The 22259-nt window shown below is 34.5% G+C and carries 17 protein-coding genes; 3 read left to right on the top strand and 14 right to left on the bottom strand.

The genetic code is table 11. The annotated features are described in order from the left end of the window. Positions 1 to 127: 127 nt before the first annotated feature. Positions 128 to 1015: a DMT family transporter gene (locus BM289_RS15375; RefSeq protein ID WP_091495100.1), complete on the top strand. Its 888-nt coding sequence runs from the start codon at positions 128 to 130 to the stop codon at positions 1013 to 1015. A gap of 107 nt (positions 1016 to 1122) precedes the next feature. Here the strand turns inward: BM289_RS15375 and BM289_RS15370 are convergent, their stop codons facing one another. The 4 genes from BM289_RS15370 to BM289_RS15355 all read right to left on the bottom strand — a co-directional run bounded on the left by BM289_RS15370 (position 1123) and on the right by BM289_RS15355 (position 6994). Then, positions 1123 to 3399 carry an ATP-binding protein gene (locus BM289_RS15370; RefSeq protein WP_091495098.1) on the bottom strand — a complete coding sequence of 759 codons (2277 nt, stop codon included), beginning with the start codon at positions 3397 to 3399 and terminating at the stop codon, positions 1123 to 1125. Positions 3400 to 3403: 4 nt separating this feature from the next. Further along, positions 3404 to 4000 (bottom strand): biliverdin-producing heme oxygenase, encoded by a 597-nt coding sequence (locus BM289_RS15365; protein ID WP_091495096.1) that lies wholly within the window; start codon positions 3998 to 4000, stop codon positions 3404 to 3406. A gap of 302 nt (positions 4001 to 4302) precedes the next feature. Further along, positions 4303 to 5643, bottom strand: a complete 1341-nt coding sequence (locus BM289_RS15360; RefSeq protein WP_091495094.1) for a sensor histidine kinase — start codon at positions 5641 to 5643, stop codon at positions 4303 to 4305. Position 5644: 1 nt separating this feature from the next. After that, on the bottom strand, positions 5645 to 6994 hold the full coding sequence (locus tag BM289_RS15355) for a sigma-54-dependent transcriptional regulator (RefSeq protein ID WP_091495405.1): 1350 nt from the start codon (positions 6992 to 6994) through the stop codon (positions 5645 to 5647). 284 nt (positions 6995 to 7278) lie between these two features. Here BM289_RS15355 and BM289_RS15350 point away from each other — a divergent pair, with 284 nt between their 5' ends. Both BM289_RS15350 and BM289_RS15345 read left to right on the top strand, forming a co-directional pair. Then, on the top strand, positions 7279 to 7989 hold the full coding sequence (locus BM289_RS15350) for an ABC transporter ATP-binding protein (RefSeq protein ID WP_091495092.1): 711 nt from the start codon (positions 7279 to 7281) through the stop codon (positions 7987 to 7989). A 5-nt stretch (positions 7990 to 7994) separates the two neighbouring features. Further along, a complete protein-coding gene (locus tag BM289_RS15345) occupies positions 7995 to 10406 on the top strand; it encodes an ABC transporter permease (RefSeq protein ID WP_091495090.1) in 2412 nt (803 codons plus the stop codon). Between the two features lie 223 nt (positions 10407 to 10629). On the opposite strand, the gene BM289_RS15340 is transcribed toward BM289_RS15345, so the two are convergent. The 10 genes from BM289_RS15340 to BM289_RS15295 all read right to left on the bottom strand — a co-directional run bounded on the left by BM289_RS15340 (position 10630) and on the right by BM289_RS15295 (position 22256). Continuing rightward, positions 10630 to 12060 carry a glycosyltransferase family 2 protein gene (locus BM289_RS15340; protein ID WP_091495089.1) on the bottom strand — a complete coding sequence of 477 codons (1431 nt, stop codon included), beginning with the start codon at positions 12058 to 12060 and terminating at the stop codon, positions 10630 to 10632. A gap of 11 nt (positions 12061 to 12071) precedes the next feature. After that, positions 12072 to 12893 carry a hypothetical protein gene (locus BM289_RS15335; RefSeq protein ID WP_091495087.1) on the bottom strand — a complete coding sequence of 274 codons (822 nt, stop codon included), beginning with the start codon at positions 12891 to 12893 and terminating at the stop codon, positions 12072 to 12074. Between the two features lies 1 nt (position 12894). Continuing rightward, a complete protein-coding gene (locus BM289_RS15330) occupies positions 12895 to 14109 on the bottom strand; it encodes a YaiO family outer membrane beta-barrel protein (protein ID WP_091495085.1) in 1215 nt (404 codons plus the stop codon). Beyond that, a complete protein-coding gene (locus tag BM289_RS15325; RefSeq protein WP_091495083.1) occupies positions 14109 to 14474 on the bottom strand; it encodes a response regulator transcription factor in 366 nt (121 codons plus the stop codon). The genes BM289_RS15330 and BM289_RS15325 overlap by 1 nt, the downstream gene beginning before the upstream one ends. A gap of 78 nt (positions 14475 to 14552) precedes the next feature. Then, positions 14553 to 16535, bottom strand: coding sequence for a response regulator (locus BM289_RS15320; RefSeq protein ID WP_091495081.1), 1983 nt, complete (start codon positions 16533 to 16535; stop codon positions 14553 to 14555). Positions 16536 to 16760: 225 nt separating this feature from the next. Beyond that, a complete protein-coding gene (locus BM289_RS15315) occupies positions 16761 to 17399 on the bottom strand; it encodes an NAD(P)H-binding protein (protein WP_091495079.1) in 639 nt (212 codons plus the stop codon). A gap of 97 nt (positions 17400 to 17496) precedes the next feature. Beyond that, a complete protein-coding gene (locus tag BM289_RS15310) occupies positions 17497 to 18444 on the bottom strand; it encodes a DUF4465 domain-containing protein (protein WP_091495077.1) in 948 nt (315 codons plus the stop codon). A 31-nt stretch (positions 18445 to 18475) separates the two neighbouring features. Continuing rightward, positions 18476 to 19690 (bottom strand): hypothetical protein, encoded by a 1215-nt coding sequence (locus tag BM289_RS15305; RefSeq protein ID WP_091495075.1) that lies wholly within the window; start codon positions 19688 to 19690, stop codon positions 18476 to 18478. 5 nt (positions 19691 to 19695) lie between these two features. Continuing rightward, positions 19696 to 20934, bottom strand: coding sequence for a PKD domain-containing protein (locus BM289_RS15300; protein WP_091495073.1), 1239 nt, complete (start codon positions 20932 to 20934; stop codon positions 19696 to 19698). Between the two features lie 38 nt (positions 20935 to 20972). After that, complete coding sequence (locus BM289_RS15295; RefSeq protein WP_091495071.1) at positions 20973 to 22256, bottom strand: PKD domain-containing protein; 1284 nt, start codon at positions 22254 to 22256, stop codon at positions 20973 to 20975. Positions 22257 to 22259 lie beyond the last annotated feature (3 nt).

The raw sequence follows: 22259 nt of genomic DNA, 5'->3' as shown, positions 1-22259 counted from the left end.
CACTAGAAACTCTGCAAAGAAAATTGCCAATCTTTGTCGAATCCCGAGTGTGATTCCTCGTTCCTCGGAATGACAAGATTGGGGAGAATTTTCAAAATAACAATAAAAAAAGCCACAAAAAATCCAAATGAAACAAAAACAACTTTTACTAATCTTATTAATCATAGGAACCGCTTTTTGGGGTATTTCTTATTCGGTTACCAAACTGGCCATTGGGAATTATTCTCCTGCCACTTTCCTATTCTACCGTTTCTTACTGGCTGTTATTGTGCTTTCTATTATTTTCTGGAAATACGTTAAAGATACCAATCTGCAAGCTGTTAAGACAGGATTTATTTTGGCTGTTCCGATGTTTTTGGGTATTCATTTACAAACAATCGGACTTAAATATACTGATGCTTCACAATGTTCTTTTATTGCGGGATTAACCGTTATTATTATTCCGTTAATGAAATTGGGAATTTATAAGACCAATGCTTCTCTAAAAGTCTGGATTGCCGCTTTTACCGCTTTAACGGGATTGTTTATTATTGCCATACAAGATAAATTTATTGTAAACGTTGGTGATTTGTTTACTATTGCGGGATCGTTTGGCTTTGCCGTTTATTTGATTGCGGTCGAGAAACATTCGGCTACAAGGAATCTTTTATATTCTATCGTTCCTATGTTTGCTTTTTGTGCCTTATTCACTTTTTGTATTGCTCTTACAGATGCTAAAGCGGTTTGGTTACCGCAGAATGATACTTTCTGGCTTGGTGTTGTCTATTGCGCTTTGTTTTCTACGGCTTATATGTACACCGTTTCGAATATTTCACAACGTTATTTATCGGCAGAACGTGTGGCTGTGATTTATTTGTTTGAGCCTGTTTTTGGTGCAATCGGTGCTTTCTTTATACTTGGAGAAGATCTTTCGTGGCGTTTGCTTTTAGGCGGAAGCCTGATTTTTGCAGGAACTATTATTTCTGAAGTCAATTTTAAAAGTCCTAAAGTTAGGATTTTGACTAAAAGGAGTTAAAATATTTCACGCAGATTTCGGCAGATTGAAGCAGATATGTGCAGATTTTTAATTTTATTAGATTTACCTAAATTTGCTAAAATCTGCCAAAATCTGCGTGAAAAAATCTATAAAGTTGTAAGCGTATCTTCAGGATCACAAGGGAAATAGATAATAATATCGGTTCCTTCATTTGGTTTTCCTTCAGCTTTTATATCACCACCTACTGCCTGCATAATTTTTTTGCATAAAGCCAAACCAATACCAGATCCTGTGTATTCTTCCTGCGGATGAAGTCTAGTAAAAACTTTAAAAATAGATTCAGCATATTGTGGTTCAAAACCAATTCCATTGTCCGAAAAACAAACCCAATGACAATACACTTTATATCTGTCATGTATTAAAACAGGTTCCTGAGAGGCCGTAATTTTAATTTTAGGCTGTCTTTCTGCAGAAGCGTATTTTAGGGAATTTTGAAGGATATTTATAAAAAGCTGTCGCATTAAAAAGCCAATAGCATGAACTTCGGGAAGATTTTCATACTCAATTGTGGCATTACTTTCTTTGATGCTTTCGTGCATTTCTTTAATCGTAGATTTCAAAATTTTATTTAAATCTACTTCATGCAATGTATCTCTTGTATTTTTTATACGAGTATATTTCAAAATATCTTCCAACAAACCACTCATTCGGTTGGCAGATTTAGAGACACGCTGCAAAGAATTAGAAATGGATTCTGTAGAAATTGCGTCTAGCTCTCCCAGCATTTTAGAAGTAATCAGCTGAATTTTGCGCAACGGTTCCTGTAAATCATGTGTACTAATCCAGTTGATGTTTTCAAGTTCCGAGTTGGTTTCTTTTAAAATCTCACTTTGATTACGGTATTTTTCTTCTTCTTCACTCAGCATAATCAAAATGAGCTGATTTTGTAAAGTATGGGCATACTGCGAAGCAGCATTTATTTCGTACTGTTTCCAAGGACTGCTCTGATTTTTGACAATCTGTTTCCAAATATTGAACGAATTCCTCGGATGAAGTCCGTTACGGTCTTTGATAATACTTTTTTCCGGATCTCCGCCCCAGTTTATTTCTGAAACAGTTTCAGGTCTAAACCACAAAACATGACCATTAATACCGATTGAATGATAAATGATTCCAGCCAAATTAGCATTTTCAGCAAACTCAGGAAAATGGTCGCTGATTTTATTAGTATAGAAAATTTCAGATTTAGTCTTATTTATTATTTTTTCAATAAGACTTAAAATCTCGTCATCAGCTGGTGTTATGCCAGTTTTAAAAATTTTATTTTTAGACAATATTGCAACACCAGAAGCATTAGAAATCTCTAATAATTGCGGGGTTTCAATAATCCTTTGCAACGATTCTTTAACGACAGGAAGATCAATGCTCGTTAATTGTTCTAATGCTACAATGGTTTTCTGCGCATTGATATATTCATCATTTGATTGTCTAATATCAATTTGAGAAGTAATAAATTGTCCCTGAAGTTTTGCTGCCAATCTAATTTCGGGGGAAATGTTTTTTTCTGAGTAATGATGGCAGGCAATTAATCCCCATAATTTTCCGTGATGAATAAGAGAAATAGTCAATGTTGCACCAACCCCAATATTTTTAAGATATTCAACATGAATTGGTGATGTACTTCTTAAAATCGAAAGACTTAAATCAAGATTTTTTCCTTCTTTATCATCAACAGTAAAAATGGGAACCGGAACATAATTGATATCAACAATCAATCTAAGCTGATTTTTGATATATAATTCACGAGCTTGAGCAGGAATATCAGTATGAGGATAATGTAATCCTAAAAAAGGTTCTAAATCTTCACGACAATCCTCGGCAAACACTTCTCCGTTATACTGTTCGTCAAAACGATAGATCATCACACGATCGTAGCCTGTAATTTCGCGCGTTCCCTGAGCAACAAGAGCACACAAATCCTTAAGTGATTTGGTTTTGTTCATCTGGCTCACAAACTGGATGGTCTGTTTGTAGGCATCTGCCAGTTTTTCCTGATCAGCAAACAACAATTCTGCTTCTAGAACATAAATACCACCGCTGATATGGACATTAATTTGAAAGAGCCTTCCAAGCAGTTCTATTTCAAGAGGAAAAGCATCCTGAACTTCATCACCTTTAATATAAGCTACTATTTCTTGTTCAGCAACTAAACCAAAAACTGCAGAAAAATCTTTGCCTAAAACCTGATTATGAGTAACATCAAAATATGAGGCAATATTTTCTGTACAGAAATCTATTTTCCAATCCTGTGTTATACCCAATAAAAAACCATGAGGCTGAATTTGCCCTGGTATATGTATAGGTTCATGCTCGCAGTTGGTTAGCGTAACAATATCACGATTAACTATGTCCCTAATCTTCATTATTCTACCTACCCTCAAAATGTTTGTAAATACTATCAAAAGCAAACAGCGCTCCTTCAATAATCTCCTCTCCGCATTCGTTCTTTTGTTCGTATTCTGATAGAAAATTCAAGAAAGCTTTCCAGAAACTTCCTGTTTTTTCTCCATAACCATTAAAATAAGAAACGCCTTTTTCGCCTGAAAGTTCAGGATATTTTGAAACGTTTTTTAGAATAAATCTTCCGCCCAAAGTCGAACCTTCCACAACATATAAAACACCAAGTGCAAAAGGAATTGACATTTCATCTTTATGAAAAACTTTAGCAGAATCTGTTTTTTTATAATTTAAAGATAAAAGATCATCTTCTATAAGATGTTTCTTTCTTCTTTGTTCTATGTCTTCCAAAAAATCCGAGAAAAAAGGAAAAATAATACCTTCAGTATCGTTATGAACATCGTGCATTAAGCTTAAATAACGGGTATATTCTTCCAGCTTCATTTCTGGTGACATAATCGATTTCGACACAGAAAGGTCTTCCAGTTTTTGATGAGAATCAGCGGTTTGCGTTTTTAGATTATGAAGAAAATCTGAAGCTATTGCTGCATTTGTATGTGTACTCATTGTAAAATGTTGTGTGGTTTATAAGCCTTATTTACTAAAGCTCTTTTCACAAATTTAAACAAAAATAATTACCTTAAAAAAGTTCTTTTCACTATCAGAATCCCAAATCGCAAAATAAGATTGAATGCTTTTAATTTTAGCCCAAATACACCAACATATCACTCCGCTGGAGCTTTTGACAAAATCAAATAATAGTTGCTATAAATATGTCGTCTCTCCAAGACTGTTTTTAAATATTTCAAATTTTGACAATATAAGTAAACAATAGCTTAGGAGAAGTGAAATAAAAAGATTAAGTTTTCCTAATTCATATCCTCAACCAAACAAATTTCAAAAGTCGTTTTCCCTTTTTCATTTTTGTTGAGAATATAACCTCCGTGTGCTTCTACAATGTTTTTAGAAAGCGTTAAACCAATTCCTGCGCCTTCAGTTCGAGTGGTAAAAAAAGGAAGAAAAATTTTGTCTTCTATTTCTTTTTCGATTCCTTTTCCGTTGTCGGTAATCTTTATAAAAAAGCGGTTTTCTTTGGCTTCAGCCGAAATAAAAATTTGTTTCTGATTGTTTTGATTCAATGCATTAATAGAATTTGTCAATAAATTAATTAGCACTTGTTCTATTTGCTGTTGATCTATATTGACCTGATAATTATGTGTAATCGAATTTTGAACTTCGATATTTTCCTTTCGCAATAACGGATTCATAATCTGAAGAACGTTTTCTACCAAATTTCCTAATTCAGTTTTTTCCTTTTTGGGAGAAGGCAACATGGCTAATTTTCGATAACCTTCCACAAATTTCTGCAAATGATCGCTTCGTCTTAACATGGTTTCGACACTATTTTTGATGTCTTCCAGATCTTCAGTGGACAGTGAATCCTGTTCTACCAAATCCTGTAGGTTTTGACAAATAGAACGAATTGGTGTTATTGAGTTTAAAAGCTCATGCGAGATTACTTTCATCAAATTAATCCAGGCATCTTTTTCTTTCTTCTCCACCACATTCTGAATAGAGTCTAATAAAACAATAAAATAATCCTGTTCAAAAATCTCGGTACGGGAAGCTTGTAAAACAAAAGTCTGCTTGCTTTGTTCATTTATGCTAATGTCAATCGATGTTTTGGTTTCATGAAAATTATCTTCTTCTATAATTTCACATAAAGCAGGCAATTGATTCTTAAGATATTTCCATTTCGAAACCTTCGGCACATTAAAATGATTTGAAAAATAATCATTCATTAAAAAAATGCTCCAGTCGCTGTCTTGTTTCTGTAAAATGATTACTCCAGTTTCTATATTATTTAAAATCGAACGGTAGATAATATCTTTAGAAATCTGCTCATTTTCCTTATTTTTCAAGGTTTCATACAACTGAAATAAATCATTATAATTTCTATTGAATTTATGTTTAGAGAAATCCGAAGAAAAATCATTTTGCAAAATTGAAGTAATCGTTTTATCGTAAATCAGAACAAAATTTCGAACATAAAAATACATTTCGCGGACAATCAGGAATACCATGCAAAGTCCGAATATGCCTGTAAATAATAATCCAATTTTAAAGAAGTAAATGGAAAGTTCAATTCCTGCAACAATGAGCATTAATCGCAGAAAAAGCAGCTTATAAGTTTGTAATGTCTTAAACATATCAGTTAATATTGATATTGTATTTTTCTAAACGGCGGTACAAAGCACCTCTTGAAAGTCCCAGTTCTTCTGCCGTTTTACTAATATTATTATGGTTTTTGAGAAGTGCTTTTTCAACCGTTGCCTTTTCTACAGCCGAAAGCTGAATATCATCAGAACTGTCTTCATAAGGCGTGATGATTTCCAAATCCAGATCAGAAACCTTGATTTTATGGTTTTCACAAAGAATCACAGCGCGTTCAATTTTATTTTCCATTTCACGGATGTTTCCATTCCAGGCGTGTTTTTCAATTTGTTCCAATACTTTTGAATCGAACGTAATTTCATCTCTTCCGTATTTTTCAATCATTTTATCCAAAAGATATTCTGCCAGTGGAATTTTATCTTCGTTTCTTTCCCGTAAAGGAGGCAAAACAATTTCCATCGTATTTATGCGATAATACAAGTCTTCACGGAAGTTTTTACCGGCTACTTCTTCTTTTAGATTTAGATTGGTTGCAGTGATAATTCGGACATTTAGAGATCTTGCTTTGGTTTCTCCCAAACGTGTTACAGTTTTGGTCTGAATAACCTGAAGGAGTTTCGATTGCAGCTGCAGCGGTACATTTCCTATTTCGTCCAAAAAAATAGTTCCGTTCTGCGCCATTTCAAAACGTCCCGGCGTGTCTATTTTGGCATCGGTAAAAGCACCTTTGGCATAACCGAATAATTCGCTTTCGAAAATATTTGAATTTAACGAACCCAAATCAACTGCGATAAAAGGTTTATCTTTTCTTTCGGACTGCGAATAAATATGATGAGCTAAAACGAATTTTCCTGTTCCGTTTTCTCCTAAAATCAAAACGTTAGCATCTGTTTTAGCTACTTTATCAGCAAGCGAATAAGCTTTTTTAATCGTTTCGGAATTTCCAATAAAAAAGTCATTTTTGATTTCAACTTCTTTTGCTTTTTTCTGTTCTTTTCGGGCTTTATCAACAGCTTGTTTTACAGATTCTAAAAGTTTTTTGTTTTCCCAAGGTTTTAAAATATAATCAAAAGCACCCGTTTTTAAACCTTCAACGGCGGTTTCTACTTTTCCAAAAGCCGTCATTAGAATTACAACCGTTTTGGGTGAAAGTGTTTTAATTTCCTTTAGTAAATACAAACCTTCTCGCCCATCTTCAAAACCAATTCTGTAATTCATATCCAACAAAACGACATCGATGGTATTTTTTGCCAATAATTCGACAATATTTTTAGGATTATTGAGCGTAAAAATGTTTTCAAAATACTTTTTCAGGTACACTTTCGACGCAAAAAGAATGTCTTCCTGATCGTCTATGATTAAAATAGAGGCGTTTGTTTTTTTCATGTTGTTCGGTTTTGGACGAAAGCTGTCCATTAATGGACAGTTCTATATTTTTTCAATAAATAAACCCTTAAAAAACAAGGCATTTGCAATGTTTAAATTATTGGCACGAAAATCACATTAGAACTGGTAAATCATTAATAATTAATGGCTTTCGGAAGTAAAAATAACAAAATAAATAAGTATAAATTACATCAAAATTATCTTAATTTTCAGACTTGTTTCTTTCATTTCCGAAGGCATAAAATTTTAAAAGAAAATCAATCAAAAAAACAAACAGTCAAATTATGATTACAATTAAAAAACTTTCAAAAGTATTTAGAACTGAGGAATTAGAAACAAGAGCTTTAAGTGACATTTCATTAACGATTAATGAAGGCGATTTTATTTCGATTATGGGACCTTCGGGAAGCGGAAAATCAACTTTGTTAAACATCATCGGACTTTTGGACAGCGCTACAGACGGGAGTTATAAACTGCTTGATCAGGAAATGGTAGGTTTAAAAGAAAATTTAAAATCAAAAGCCAGAAAACAAAACATCGGATTCATTTTTCAAAACTTCAACTTAATTGATGAGTTATCGGTTTTCGATAATATTGAACTTCCATTGCTTTACAACAAAATTCATTCTTTTGAAAGAAAGAAAAAAGTAGAAGACATTGCTTCTATTTTAGGCATTTCACATCGCTTGAAACATTTCCCGCAACAACTTTCAGGCGGGCAACAGCAACGTGTGGCTGTAGCAAGAGCTTTAATCAATAATCCAAAAATTATTCTCGCTGATGAACCAACGGGAAATCTAGATAGTAAAAATGGAAATGAGGTGATGGAATTGCTAACCGATCTTCATGCCAGCGGTTCGACAATCCTTATGGTAACACATTCTGAATACGACGCTTCCTTTTCGCAGAAAACCATTTTAATGAAAGACGGAATGATTTTGTCTGAAAAGGCAAATCACAGAAATGTTGATGTTTTGGTAACCGCTAAAAACTAAAAATCATGCTAAAAAACTATATCAACATATTTATATACCACATCAAAAACAACAAATTCTTTACGGCTTTGAATGTTTTGGGTTTGAGTATTGGTATCGCAGGATTGATTTTTGCGATTTTGTATTGGAATAACGAACATTCCTATGATAAATGGGTTCCGAAAAAAGAAAATATTTTTCTTGCCTTAAATGATTTAGGAGGAGGAAATGTCTGGACAACCAACTCCCCAGTAACAGGTCCTTCATTAATGGAATCGACCCCCTATCTAGAAAGTTATTGCTATTTTTTGCCTAATTATTCTAAGGAGACTATTCAGTATAAAGGCAAAATAGAATTAATTGATAAAATTTTTACTGCACAGCGTAATTTCTTCACGTTTTTTCCTTTTGAATTTGTACGTGGCGATGCCAAAACAGCTATTCAGGATAATAACAGCATTGTTTTTTCTGAAGAAACTGCTTCCCGAATCTTTGGAAAAGAGAATCCAATGGGAAAACAAGTTCGATATGCCGAACGAATTTTTGTAGTTCGTGGTGTATATCGTTTAGTTAAAGAGACATCTGTGATGCCTGCGGCGGTTACTTCTATTATTGAAGAAGAACTAGAAGAAAGAAAAGACGATTGGGGTTTCAGTTACAGCTTAATGCTGAAATTGAAAAAACCAAGTGATACTACTGCCGTCATTAAAAAACTTGATGAAATTTTTGTAGAGAAAAATTATAAAAAACAGGCCAAAGATGAAGGCATGACTTATGAAAATTTTCTAAAACAATACGGCGAACCTGTAAAAGCGAGATTACTTCCTTTTGAAAAATCAAGACTTTACAGAGGCAGTTATTCTTTTCCTGAAAAGAGCGCAAATGGTCAATTTTTAAATATATTAATGGGATTATCGATACTTATTCTAGTATTGTCAATTGTAAATTATATTAATATGGCTACGGCAAATGCTGTAAGACGAGCCAAAGAAGTTGGAGTGAGAAAGATTATTGGCGCTTCAAAATGGCAGATTGTAGTTCAATTTGTATTCGAAACCACTCTTATTACATTATTTTCTATTTTGCTGGCACTGGTTATTGTAGAGCTTTCACTGCCTTTTTACAATGCCTTTTTGGAGAAAAACCTAGTTCTTTCAGGATCTCAATTTGCATTGCAATTAGTCCTTATTTTTTTCATTGTTATTGCCGTTTCTGGAATTTTTCCTGCCCTTTATATTTCGAATTTTGAGGTTTTGAAAGTACTCAAAGGAAATTTCTCGCGAAGCAAAAATGGTGTCTGGCTGCGAAACGGAATGCTGGTACTTCAATTTTCTATTGCCACACTTTTTATTATTGGATCTTTTATTGTTTATCAGCAGGTAAATTATATGGCTTCTAAGGATTTAGGTTTTAATGGTTCGCAGGTGATGGATATTTCATTTAAGTCACAAAAAGGAAAAAATCAGTACGACAGATATAAATTAATTAAACAGGAATTACTGAAAATTCAGGGTGTTCAAGATGTTTCAGCAGGAATATTTTCTATTGGAAGTCTTGAAAATTCTTGGTCAGGACTTCATTACAAATCAAACAAAGAAGTCATAACACAGCAAATGGGTGTAGATTTTGGCGTTTTAGACATTTTAGGAATTAAAATAATAAAGGGTCGGAATTTGTCTGAAAAACTGGCTTCAGACAGTATTTCAAATGTTTTGCTAAACGAAGTAGCCGCCAAAACATTACTTGAAAAAGATCCTGTTAACAAAGAGATCACTTTCAATAACCAAAAATTCAAAGTGGTCGGAATTGTCAAAAACTTCCATTATTTTGGTTTAGAAAGTAGATTTAATCCCATGATTTTTATGCATATCAAATCTAATGACTGGATGCAGCATAAGGTCAATAATATTACGGTTAAAATTGCTCCAGAAAACATGACGGCAACAATAGCGGCAATCGACAAATTTTGGAAAGCAAAAGTAGATCAGGAATATCCATTTGAGTATAATTTTGTAGATAAAAACTTTGCAAGAACCTACAAAAGGTATCAAGATCAAAGCAAGTTATTTTCGATATTAAACGGAATCGTAATTCTAATAGCTGTTTTCGGACTATTTGCTCTTGCTTCTTATTCTATGGAAAGAAGACTTCGCGAAATTGCCATTAGAAAAACCCTTGGTGCCGAAACAGGTGTTTTGCTGAAAGAACTATCTAAACAATATGTTATCTTTTGTATAATCGGATTTTTTATTGGGATTATCCCAGCTTATATTTTACTGCAAAAATGGCTCGAAAATTTTGCCTTTAGAATAGATATTCCAATCCTGCCTTTTATTCTAGCTTTTGTGTCTTTGTTATTTCTAACCTTGACCATCGTTTTAGGGAAAGCTTATCAAGTGACAAAAGTGGATGTTTTACGTTATTTAAAATACGAGTAAAGTAGTAATCAACTAAAAAAAGCGTTTGTCATGGCGAACGCTTTTTTTATAATTTCGATTCAGTATCAATGTCAATGCCAAACTTCTAACTCATAACCTATAACTCATAACCTATAACTCATAACCTATAACTCATAACCTATAACTCATAACCTATAACTCATAACCTATAACCTATAACCCATAACCTATAACTCATAACCTATAACTCTTAACTTTTCCCCTACTTTTTCGTAAACCCTTTTCTAGTCATTTCGCCCCAGCCTTTGGTTCCCATGATTTTTTCTTTGTAACCGACTAAAGCGGCATAAACTGTCAGCGGGTGAAAATAAAATGGTTCTATAAAAGCGGCCATTAAAAGTTTAAAGAAATCGGCTTGTTTTGGGTATTTGTGATAGGTGTTTTCTTCGCTGAACAAGGCAATAACTGAAAAGAATACGGCAAAAGTATACACAAACAACAGAAGCAGAATAAAGAAATGCCAATGAAGTAAACCAAAAATGATAAATAAAGCCGTTATCACAAGTCCGATAAATTCAATTCCCGGTGCCAGAAATTCAAACAATGTCCAATAGGGTACGCTCAGCATTCCCAATAACTTATATTTCGGATTCATAAACATTTTTTTATGAAAACTTAGCGTTTCTATTGTTCCTCTCATCCAGCGACTTCGTTGTTTTTTGAAGATTTTAAATTCTTCTGGTGCTTCTGTCCAGCAAAGTGGATCTGGAATATAACTTACGGCATATGGAAGTTTATTTTCGAGCATATAACGACGCATTCTTACGATAAGTTCCATGTCTTCGCCAACCGTTTTAGTACTGTAACCGCCTGCTAATATTGCTATTTCTTTATCAAATGCGCCAAAAGCGCCACTAATTAGTAATAAGCCGTCCAATCGTCCCCATGCCATTCTTCCCAAAAGAAAAGCTCTCAGATATTCTAAAACCTGAATTCTTGGCAGCATTCGGTCTGGAATATTCACTTCGACCAAACGACCGTTTTTAATAATACATTGATTCGCAATTCTCACAACACCACCTGTAGCAATAATACGTTTTCCGTGCGATTCTAAAAATGGTTTTGCTAGTTTTAAAAGTGAATCTTTATCTAAAATACAATCGACATCAATGCAGACTACAAATGGATTTTCGGCAATATTAAGTCCCACGTTTAAGGCATCTGCTTTACCTCCGTTTTCTTTGTCTACGACAATCAGTTTTTTATAAGCCGCATTTCGGGAAACATAAATTCCTTTTATCTTTTTGGTTTCAATCTGTGGATGAAATTCACGCTCTGACAAAACTAGATCATACGTTTTAATCAGGATTTCCATTGAATTGTCCTTGCTTCCATCATTTACCACGATTGCTTGATAATTATTGTAATTAAGAGACAGTAATGATTTTACGTTTTCTTCAATCGTCATTCCTTCATTATATGCTGGAGCAATTAATGAAAGTTTTGGCGCAAATTCGCTGGTCAATAAAACTTCGTAATCTACAAAGCTATTTTTCTTCAAATAACCTCTCAGCTCTTTTGTAGAAAGATAAGCCAACACTAAATATGAAGACATAATAAGTATGGCATAACCCAAAATTAGGAGTATGTATAGGTCTAGAAACCATATCAATTCGTCACTTAAAAAAGTCATTTCTCAATCAATTAAACTGTTAGTGCCTGCAAAATGCTTTGTGCTTCGTATTTTATTGTTGTATTTGTCGCTTTTGTTGCCAATTGTACCACGTAAGGAAGTTTTTGTGTCAGTTTTAACTCTTTAATGAGTTTTAATCCAAGTGTAACAACCGTTGTATTCTGAGATTCCAGCAAAAGTTCAATTCCTTTTGTATCGCCAATATCATGTTTTTTAAAAGCTCCAATAATATTAAGCTGTGTCCAATCGTCAATAGGATCAGGATGTTCTACCAAATGAACTATGCCTCTTGTGCCTCCAAGTTTAATACAGGCATTTATGGCTGTAATTTTTAAAGTTTTGTTTCTTCCTTTAGAGTAAAGGATAATCTTATCAAACGCTTCCTTAATATTAAACTCGGCAAGCTCTGTAATTCCTTTGCATTTTACTTCCCATTTGAGACTTTTCAATTTCTTAAAAGAATCTTTTATCAATCCCGATTCTTTATAAAACTGTTCTAATTTTTCAGCATAAATACCTTCGTAATTTTTATGCAGATTGATAAGAGATTCTGTCAACACTTCTCTAAAAAAAGAAGTATCAAAAAGTACCAGAAAGTTTTTATTTTCTTTGATTGCTGCAAATGAAACATTCTCAAAAATTACCGATGCCAGTAATTTTTCAATCTCAGTATTGTATTCAATTCGAAGTCTTTCTCTATTGATTTTTTTGTTTCGGCTTGCAACAATATACAGATATAAAGTAAAAGAAGCTGCAACGAAAAAGTAAATCGAAAAAGTGAGAAAGGACACTACCCATTTACCGCCTTTATAGATTTCCCAGATTTCTTCCATACTAAAAACGTTTCGTTACAATAAGCTGTACATTGAATCTGTTTCTATATTCTCCTGGAATATATTCTTCTCGTTCATAAAGAAATATTGGGCGTACAAAAAAAGATTCACCCAAACGATGCTGATATTGAATTCCAGCTCTATAGGCTTTTAATGGCGTAGTGAAATTATTGTACAGATACAAATACGGAACGTTTCCGTATTGAAGTTCAAAACGTATCAAACTCTCTTTTTCTTCGTTTACTTTCTGCAGACTTAGAACATGAGAAAACAATTCGTTCGAAGTATCGTAATAGGGTCTGTAAGCAACAGTATAAGTTCCTGCTGTATAAGCCAACTGTCCTGTAAGCAGTGTAATATCATCTGATTCAAAATGCATAAACCGTGCACCAAGCGAATAATCAAACTTTTTATGCGGTTTGAAATAGTACTCTAAACCTGCTTTTGCTACAGGAAATATCGTTTCGCCTGTAGAAATACCTCCGTTTGCATACAAATAACTTTTATTGGAAAACGTTTGGTAAAAATCGGCTTCAAACAAGGCTTGTGTATCGTTACTCACATTTCCCACATTGGCACGACCCACAATAGCCGATTTATTGAATTTATGAGAATACTCCACATAGCCATAATGAAACGGAGATTGTCCAGGTTCTGAAGTGGAAACATTTAAATAAGAAACAGATACCGCGTTTTTAGATTTGTGACCAATAAGCGTTCGGATTCCTTTAAAAGCTTGTGTGCTGTTATCTATATAAGCAGATTTTTCGATTAATTCTAAAGCTTCCTGATCACGGTTTAATTTTTCAAGACAAGTTGCTTTTATTTTTAAAACCTCAAGAGATTTTGGATCCAACACCAAATATTTATCGCAGTAAACAACGCATTTTTCATATTGTTCTGTCCAAAAATAAACATTGATTATCGCCTGTAAAGCTTCCTGATTTGGATTTACTCTGTCTGTCATTGGAGATAAAATCTTTATCGCCGTTTTATAGTCTTTTTTCCAGCTGTAAATACGTCCCGTATAAGTCTGAATATCCTCGTCCTGCGGAAATTTGGCTCGTAAAGGTTCAATGAGCGTTAATGCCTTATCGTAGTTTTGTTTTTCAACCTCACGTTTAGCATTGGCTAAAGTCTCCTCAACATTTATTTCCTGTCCAAAGGCAACAGAAGAAATAAACAGCAACACTATGGAATAATAGATAAACTTCATTAGAAATGTGTTTTTAGCAGTTTATTAATTCGTACTAAAAGCACGGCTGGACTTACAGGTTTGGCAATAAATTCATTTGCACCAATGTCAAAAGAGTCCAGTTCTGTTTGTTCTACTCCCGAGGAAGTCAGTATAATAATAGGAGTTTCGGAATTTATGGTTTGTCTTACGTATTGGGTAATTTCCATGCCACTTTTACCCGGCATATTGATATCCGTAAGGATTAAATCGTAATTATTGGTTTCGATTGCATCCAAGGCATCTTTTCCATCAGAAAACTGGTCAACTGTAAATCCTTTTGATTCTAAGAAAAAAGATAACGATTTGCGTAGGATATCATTATCTTCGGCTAAAATAATTCTCATTTTTTTAAAATTTTAACTTGGGGGCAAACTTTAATTATAACGTGATATTATGTAAAGCTAGGGCTTATTTCTTTTTTATCATAGCTCTTTTAGAATTTTAACGACCTCAATCACACCGCAAAGCAGTAGATTAACGTTCTCCCTTGTTTCGGGTGTAAATTCTCCGGCCGAAGCTTGTTCTTCAATAATAGCAGCATATTCGCTAAGATCTTCCAGCATAAAAATATCTAAACTGGATTTCATATTGTGCGCTAGTTTTTTTACAGCATCGTGATTGCCACCGTGAAATGCTTTTTCCAACTGTTCTGTCTGAGCTGGAATTTTTTCTATAAAAAGACTGATCATTTCTTTCTTAAATTCCTGATCTCCTGAAGACATTTCATCCAGAAATGACATATCTATATATCTCTTTGGAGTATCATTATCTTGATTCAATACTGTCTTTATTGCTTTTAAAAGAACATTTTGCTTAAACGGTTTTGGCACATAACCATTCATTCCTACTTTATAGCAACGCTCCTGCTCTCCTACCAAAGAATGCGCTGTCATGGCAATAATTGGAATGTTTGAATTCATTTCGTTACGAATATATTCTGTTGTTTGGTAACCGTCTTTTACAGGCATCTGCAAATCCATTAGAATCAAATCATATTCGTTTTGAGATAAAAGCTCTATACCTTCTTCTCCATTTTGTGCTATATCCAAATCAAAACCAAAACTGCCAATTACACTTTTAGCTAATTTTTGATTTAATACATTGTCTTCGCAAAGTAAAATCTTAAGATTTCCTAAGTTATTTTGTAGAAGTGGTTTTGCAGAAGATTCTACAGCCTGCACTTTTTTATATTTAAGAATAAAGTAAAACTCAGAACCTTTGTTTAACTCACTTTTCAAATGAATTTCACCATTCTGTAATTCTACTAATTCTTTAACAATATTCAATCCCAAACCAGTTCCTCCATAGGTTCTGGTAGTACTTTCTTCTCCTTGTGTAAAACGCTCAAAAACGGTTTTATGTTTGCTCTTTTCAATTCCGATTCCCGTATCTCTTACAAAAAATTTGAAAGTGATATCGTCTTCTGTTTCTTCCATCTTTTTTACCGCGACAATTACTTCACCTTCACTTGTAAATTTGAGAGAGTTTCCGATAAGATTCACCAAAATCTGATTTAACCTTCCTTGATCACCAATAACCATATCTGGCAGTTCTGCATCTAGAAACAAGTTGAATTCAACCTCTTTCTGCACTTTTATTTTTAGTAAATTATAAACGTGTTTTAAGGTCTTTTTCAGATTAAAAGGGGCTGCTTCGATTGTTAAACTTCCAGATTCTAATTTGGAAAGATCCAGAATATCATTTACAATCAAAAGCAAGTTTTCGCCGGCAATCTGTACACTCTCAATAAAGTCGTTTTGTTCAGCATCTAATTGGGTTTGTGCTAAAAGATCCGTAAAACCAATTATCGCATTTAGAGGTGTTCTGATTTCGTGGCTCATATTGGCCAAAAAGCTATCTCTTGCCAGTACTGCTTTTTCTGCAATTTTTCTTTGGGCGTCTAACTGAATATTTTTTGTTCCAATTTCTAATTGTGCCATAACGTGCTTAGCAACAAGAGAAAGCGCATTTCTTTGACTTTCATTAAGCTCTTTAGAAACATGGTCTATTGCACATAACGTTCCAATATTAAATCCATCTGGTGTTGTAAGCGGAACTCCTGCGTAGAATCTCACATTAAACCCTCCTGTAACGTTTGGGTCATCTTTAAATCTTTCGTTTAAATGTGTGTCATTGATTTCGACCATTTCCGATTCCAGAATCGTATATTGACAGAAACTAATTTCTCTTGGCACTTCGCTCACGCCGATTCCAATTTCAGATTTAAACCATTGTCTGCTTTCGTCAATAAAGGAAATATGAGCAATTGGAACACCGCAGATATATGAAACTAGTTTTGTGGCATCGTCAAAAGCGTTATCAGGAAGTGTATCGAGAATATTGTAACGTTTTAAGGCAGCTAAACGTTGTAATTCGTTTTCTGGAACTGGGAAATTACTATTCATTTTGTCAATTTGGAGAAAGTGCGCAAATTTACAATAATTTGATATAAAAGCTCTTAAAACACCCTTAGTTTATAGCATAATTATGCCGAATGTGACTTAATTATTACAGTTTGGATTAATCAAAGTTTATTCAGAAGAAGAACCTGAATTACAACTTTTGATATTATAAAGAAAAAAGACAACAATCTAAACTTTTTAGAGAGTTGTTTTTATGATTATTTTTTTCTAAAGATTTAAAATACTTTTAAGTTCTAATGTTGTAGTTCCCGACGAAATTACTTTCGGCGCTTTCGCCAATTTTTCTGCCAGAAATTCAGTTGTTATAGGTTTTAAATTTTTAAAAAGCCCGACAGCATTAAAGACTTTAATAATTTTAATTGAGATTTTTTCTCCCAAACGATCTGTATTTTCACGAATTAAAGGTCCTGGTCTGAAAATGATGTATTGAGGAAAATTCAGTTTAGCCAGGTATTCTTCGAGCTCTCCTTTCATTTTAGAATAAAAAACATTGCTTTTGGACGAAGCACCATAAGAAGAAACCAAAACAAGAGATTTGACCTGATTTTTAATGGCAATTTCTGAAAAGTCAGCAGGAATATCATAATCGATTTTCCATTGTTTTTCCTTTGAACCCGCATCTTTTAAGGTTGTTCCGATGCAGGAAAAAAGCACATCTCCAATAATTAAATTTTGAAATGAATTTAGATCAGAAAAATCTACAATGTGTTCTATAAGCTTTGGGTGAGATTTTCCGAAAGGACGTCTCACAAAAACAGAAACCGAAGTATAATCTTGATCTTTTAAAAGTTTATCAACCAGTTCTTTTCCTGTAGAACCTGTTGCGCCAATTACCAGTGCTTTCATAATTCAATTGTTTAACAAGTAAATATAAGGAACTTTTAAGCAAAAAACCCTCTGCAGAATAGCAAAAGGGTTTTCTTTTTTATTAAAATTTTAGAAGTTAGTAAACTCTCTTAACCGAAAGTTTGTCTAAACAGAAATAAGCTGCTGTATTCATTCCGTACATAGGATCAGAATCTGTTGATGCCATTTGGAAAACCAAATACTGAACATTTCCTAAAGCCTGAAGTTTATTTGCTGCAACACTTACCCAGCCTGTTGGCATAACCAAAGAAGATCCTGTATAATCTGCTAAAGTTTGTGTTACTGGATCTGTAATGGTTCCATTTTCGTCAACACCATAAATCAATAATTCAAAATGATCCCCTGAAGCAAAAGGCTGTGCAAATCCGTCCCCATTTAAACAACCGTAATACGGCCACGGATGCATATTGATTTTCAAACCTTCAACTGAATATATTCCAGTATCTCCAATTTTAATCCAGTTAGAAAAACCAGACTCACTGAAAGTTGTTCCTTCAGGAGAAACTGGATCCAAATAACTTGACCAATACGCTACAATATAAGGATCACCAGAAGTCCCCGGAGTTCCAGGTGTAGTTGTGGTCGAAGTTCCAAAACCACTTCCTGCCATAGTTCCCCATTGGTGAGGCACCCATCCGTCTGATCCGCCCGGGCCTGCTCCAGAACCGTAATCTGTAATATCATTTACATTAGAAACAATAAATCCGTCCCAGTAATTATAACCAGCAGATGTACCAGTATGCGAAAACGTAAAAATATCTACACTTAGATTCGTGTTTGCCACATAAGTGTTTTCCCAATACTTTCCACCAGTTGTGGTAATACCGCTGCTTAATAAAGAACTTGTCAAATTAAGCGTTGTAGTGGTTCCAATAGAAGGATCTGTTACAGCGGTTTTAGCTGTTTTTGAGGAATTGTTAACCACAGAATTAGCACTTTCACTGCTTAAAACAGCATCATCATTGCTACAGGAAGAAAATCCCAGTGCAAGACCCAAGGTCAAAAAATAAACTACTTTTTTCATTATTTATAAAATTTAGGGTTAATATTCATGCTTAATTATTCGGAAAATTCAAATCCGAAACTTCTTCAAATATGCTCATCAATAAATCACTTGATCCTAAAGCAGTAAATGTTGGCACATACACTTTTACAAAATCAACTCCTGGCAAATGCACTTTTTTGCCATCTTTATCCACCGCCCAAGAAATATCAATTGAAGGATTTTTGATACCGCCGTAGCCCCAATCAAAAGTGCCAACGTTATAACTGGTTCCTGCACCATCGCTTACATCTTTTGTTGGAATGTATATTTTTGTTCCTTTTAAAGTATAAGAATCCCCTACCCAAGCTGGATAATAATTATTTCTTCTTCGTGTATTGGTTCTGGTAATATTTCCCGAACCATTTTTGTTATCAGTCCACGGAAGATAAGCCGTATCGTACTGCCAGCTTAAAGCTCCTGTCACTGGAGTTGCTGTCGCATTGGGTTTCTTGTACGTTAACTCATAATTTTTAACTGTTGTAGATTTATAGTATTCACTTCCTGCAATTTCATACCATTCATTTTCATCTGCAATTCCGTTTTTATTGGCATCATACGCTACCGCAATACTTACTGGAGAATATTTAACTGAAGCTGTTCCAGCCGACATTAAAACCGTAAAATCGCGTTTTGCATAAGTATTTACAACAGTATGATCGAAAGCGGTAACAATATATCCTCCAAAAGTTCCTAAATTAACAGAACCGCCTTCGTTTAAACTTATTTGGGCTGCTTGTAAAGATTCTTCTTTGGTAGTGTAACTTCCCATAGCATAATTTGGTGCAGGCAGATAATCTATAAGTTTTAAGGCTTTTGCGGTATAGGTTTTTCCTGTTCCTGAAACCGCAACTTTGGCAGAAGCTTCTTTCACAATTTTATCTACTGTTACTTTAAAATCCACCACATAATCTGCAGTTTTTGGCGTGATAAACAATAAGTTTTTGCTGTCGCCAATGATAGAATCCTTTGCTACACCATCTTTACCCATAACTTTAATCGACCATTGATAAACCGGAGTTTTTTCTTCAGCATTTTCAATGGTTACTTCTGGGGCAATTTCTACCACATTATATTGCTGCACTGCAAATTCTGAAGCCAGCTTAATTGTAATGACAGGATCTTTGACCGGTTCTACAACTTCTTCTTGTTTTGAATCGTCGTTACTGCAAGAATAAAAGCCAACAAGAGTGATTAGCAATAAACTATACTTTAAATACTTTTTCATTTTTCTTATTTATTATCTTGTTTTAGATTGTATTTTTTTAAGATATGAAGGTCACCGGCACCCGCAAATACAGTTGCCATAGAAGATTGCTGCTGGCAAAGTCCCATTGGTTCGCTCACACAGTTCACTACTTTTATGAAATCGATTCCTGGAAGGTTGGCTTTGTTTCCGTTTTTGTCGATAGCCCAATCAATATCGATATCTGGATTTATGGCATTTGCATAACCCCATTCTGGAGGTGTTGAATACCAAAGTGTTGTCTGACCCGCACGTGCTGTTTTAAAATCTACATCTAATTTTAATCCTTCATAACTTACTGAAGTTTGCGCTGCCCATATTGGATAAAACTCTTTTTTACCTCTCGGTCTTGCCAGATAATATTTTTCTTCCTTATTGTTTTCGCAGTAAACATGTTCATAATCTGTCCAAAGCGCACTTGAAGTTACCAAAGGTTCTCCTGCGGCTTTTTTGTTGTAAGTAACTTTGAAGTTTTTAACTGTAGTCGATTTAGCATGTTGACTTCCTGCTATTTCGTACCATTCGTCTGCATCTGGTTTTCCGTTTTTGTTTTTATCATAAGCCACAAAAAGTAATCCCGGTGCTGGCGGATTAGCCTTTGCTACAGCCGGATTGGTTACATCACCACCATAAATTCTAAAATCATTTGTTCCTGGAACATTCACAACCGTATGGTCAAAACCAACCACAATTGAACCTCCAAAACCACCCAAGTCTAATAGATACCCCACATTCGTTTCATTGATTCTTCCTAAAGCCGTTTTCATTACGTCTTCTTTAGAATTACCCTCTTTGTAAAGATCATTGGCAAACATTCCCGGAGCTGGATCAAAATCAAAAATTTTAGTGATATATGGATTGAAGTTTGAAACTTCATTTACAACCATTACAATGGTACTTTTACTTCCTTTTTTATTGGCATCAGTAACATTTAAGGTAAATTCATAAGAACCTGCATAAATAGCTGTAAATCTTAAATCTTTTGTATCTCCAACAATTGAATCTTTTACTGCATTTACTGGATTTTTGGTCATAATCCATTCGTATTTTGCAGTTGCACCAGCATCAGAAGCTGTAATATCTAAAACCGTAAAGGTTGGCGTCTCGTATTTTTCCTGAAGCGTAATGTCAATTACATTCGCGTTCTCATCTTTGTCATCACTGCTGCATCCAATAAAAGTGAACGCAAATGCCAGCAATAAAAATCGGGTAACATTTTTTTTCATAAATTGATTATAATAATTTGATTTGATACTAGTTGTAATTATCTCGTTGGAATATTTTCTCCTGAAAGATGCAGATCTGTTGCTCCCATGATTTCGGTTGAAGTTTCACCGAGCCAGCCCGCCTGCTGATTGAGTCCGTTATACACTTTTACAAAATCTATTGCCGGAAGCTGTATTTTTTTCCCTGTGCTGTCTATTGCCCAATCAATATCGATTGCAGAGTCGTCATCATTATTTGGGGCATTATCGGCATAACCGTATAAGAAAGCATACTGAACATAATAACTTCCATTGCCACTTTCATCCACAGCATTATCTGGCAATCTTGTTCCTTTGAAAGTAATAGAAGCTTGGTCTTTCAGCCATTTTGGCCAATATTCTAAAGAATGATTGTAAGCATTATTCTGTGCTAGATAACCGTCTCTTCCCTGATTGTCTTTCCAGTAGATGTATTCTAAATCGGTAAAAGTTACCGTTCCCGTTCCACCGCCCGGAACTGGAATTTTATTTGGATCTGGCCTGTAATAGGTTATTTCGTAGTTACGGATTGTTTTTTCCATTTTGTGGCCGGCGCCTTCAATTTCGTACCATTCGTCATCCGGAAGTCCGTTTTTATTTTTATCATACGAAACCATTATAACCCCAGCTTCACTGCTTCCGCCTCTTAGTTCAGCATTCTGATTTGGGTTTGCATCTGCCCAAAAAGCATTTCCTAGAACCCTAAAATCACGCTTTCCTTTTAGGTTGACGATACTATGATCAAAACCAAAAACAACATAACCACCAAAAGCACCAAGCGAAATAAGATCACCGTTTTTCTTTGCCAAATACGAATTGGCTCTTGTCAAAATTCGATCCTCGGAATCGCCGTCATTGGCCACAGGAAGATCATTTACAAATTGTCCTGGCGCAGGTTTAAATTCGAATACTTTAGAAATAAACGTTTTTAATTCTTTAGTCTCAGGTGTTACAATTACAGTTACTTTTTGAGTCTGAGTCGTTCCTTTATCCGTAATTGCTACTTTAAAAGTGTAAGTGCCTTCAGCAGTTGAAGCAAACAGAGCTTCCTTTGAAGTAGTGTTTACCAAAGAATAGTTTTCTGAAGAAACACTTTCAACTGCCCAATTGTAAAGGGCATTTGCGCTGGCAGTTGTTTTGGGACCCAAACTAATAATTGCAAAACGTGTGGTTTTAAATTCGTTTGTTGCAGTTTCTCCTCCAGAATCTGGATTGTCATTGTCTCCACCTGAACAGTTTACCAGCGAAAAGGCTAAAAAAGCAAACGTTAATACTCGGTAATACTTTAAAAGTTTCTGATTCATTTT

Origin of the sequence: Flavobacterium phragmitis (genome assembly GCF_900112575.1) — a bacterium.
In the GTDB taxonomy this organism is placed as follows: Bacteria; Bacteroidota; Bacteroidia; order Flavobacteriales; family Flavobacteriaceae; genus Flavobacterium; species Flavobacterium phragmitis.
The sequence above is the reverse complement of the archived record's forward strand: the minus strand, read 5'-3'. Positions and strand labels throughout refer to the sequence as shown.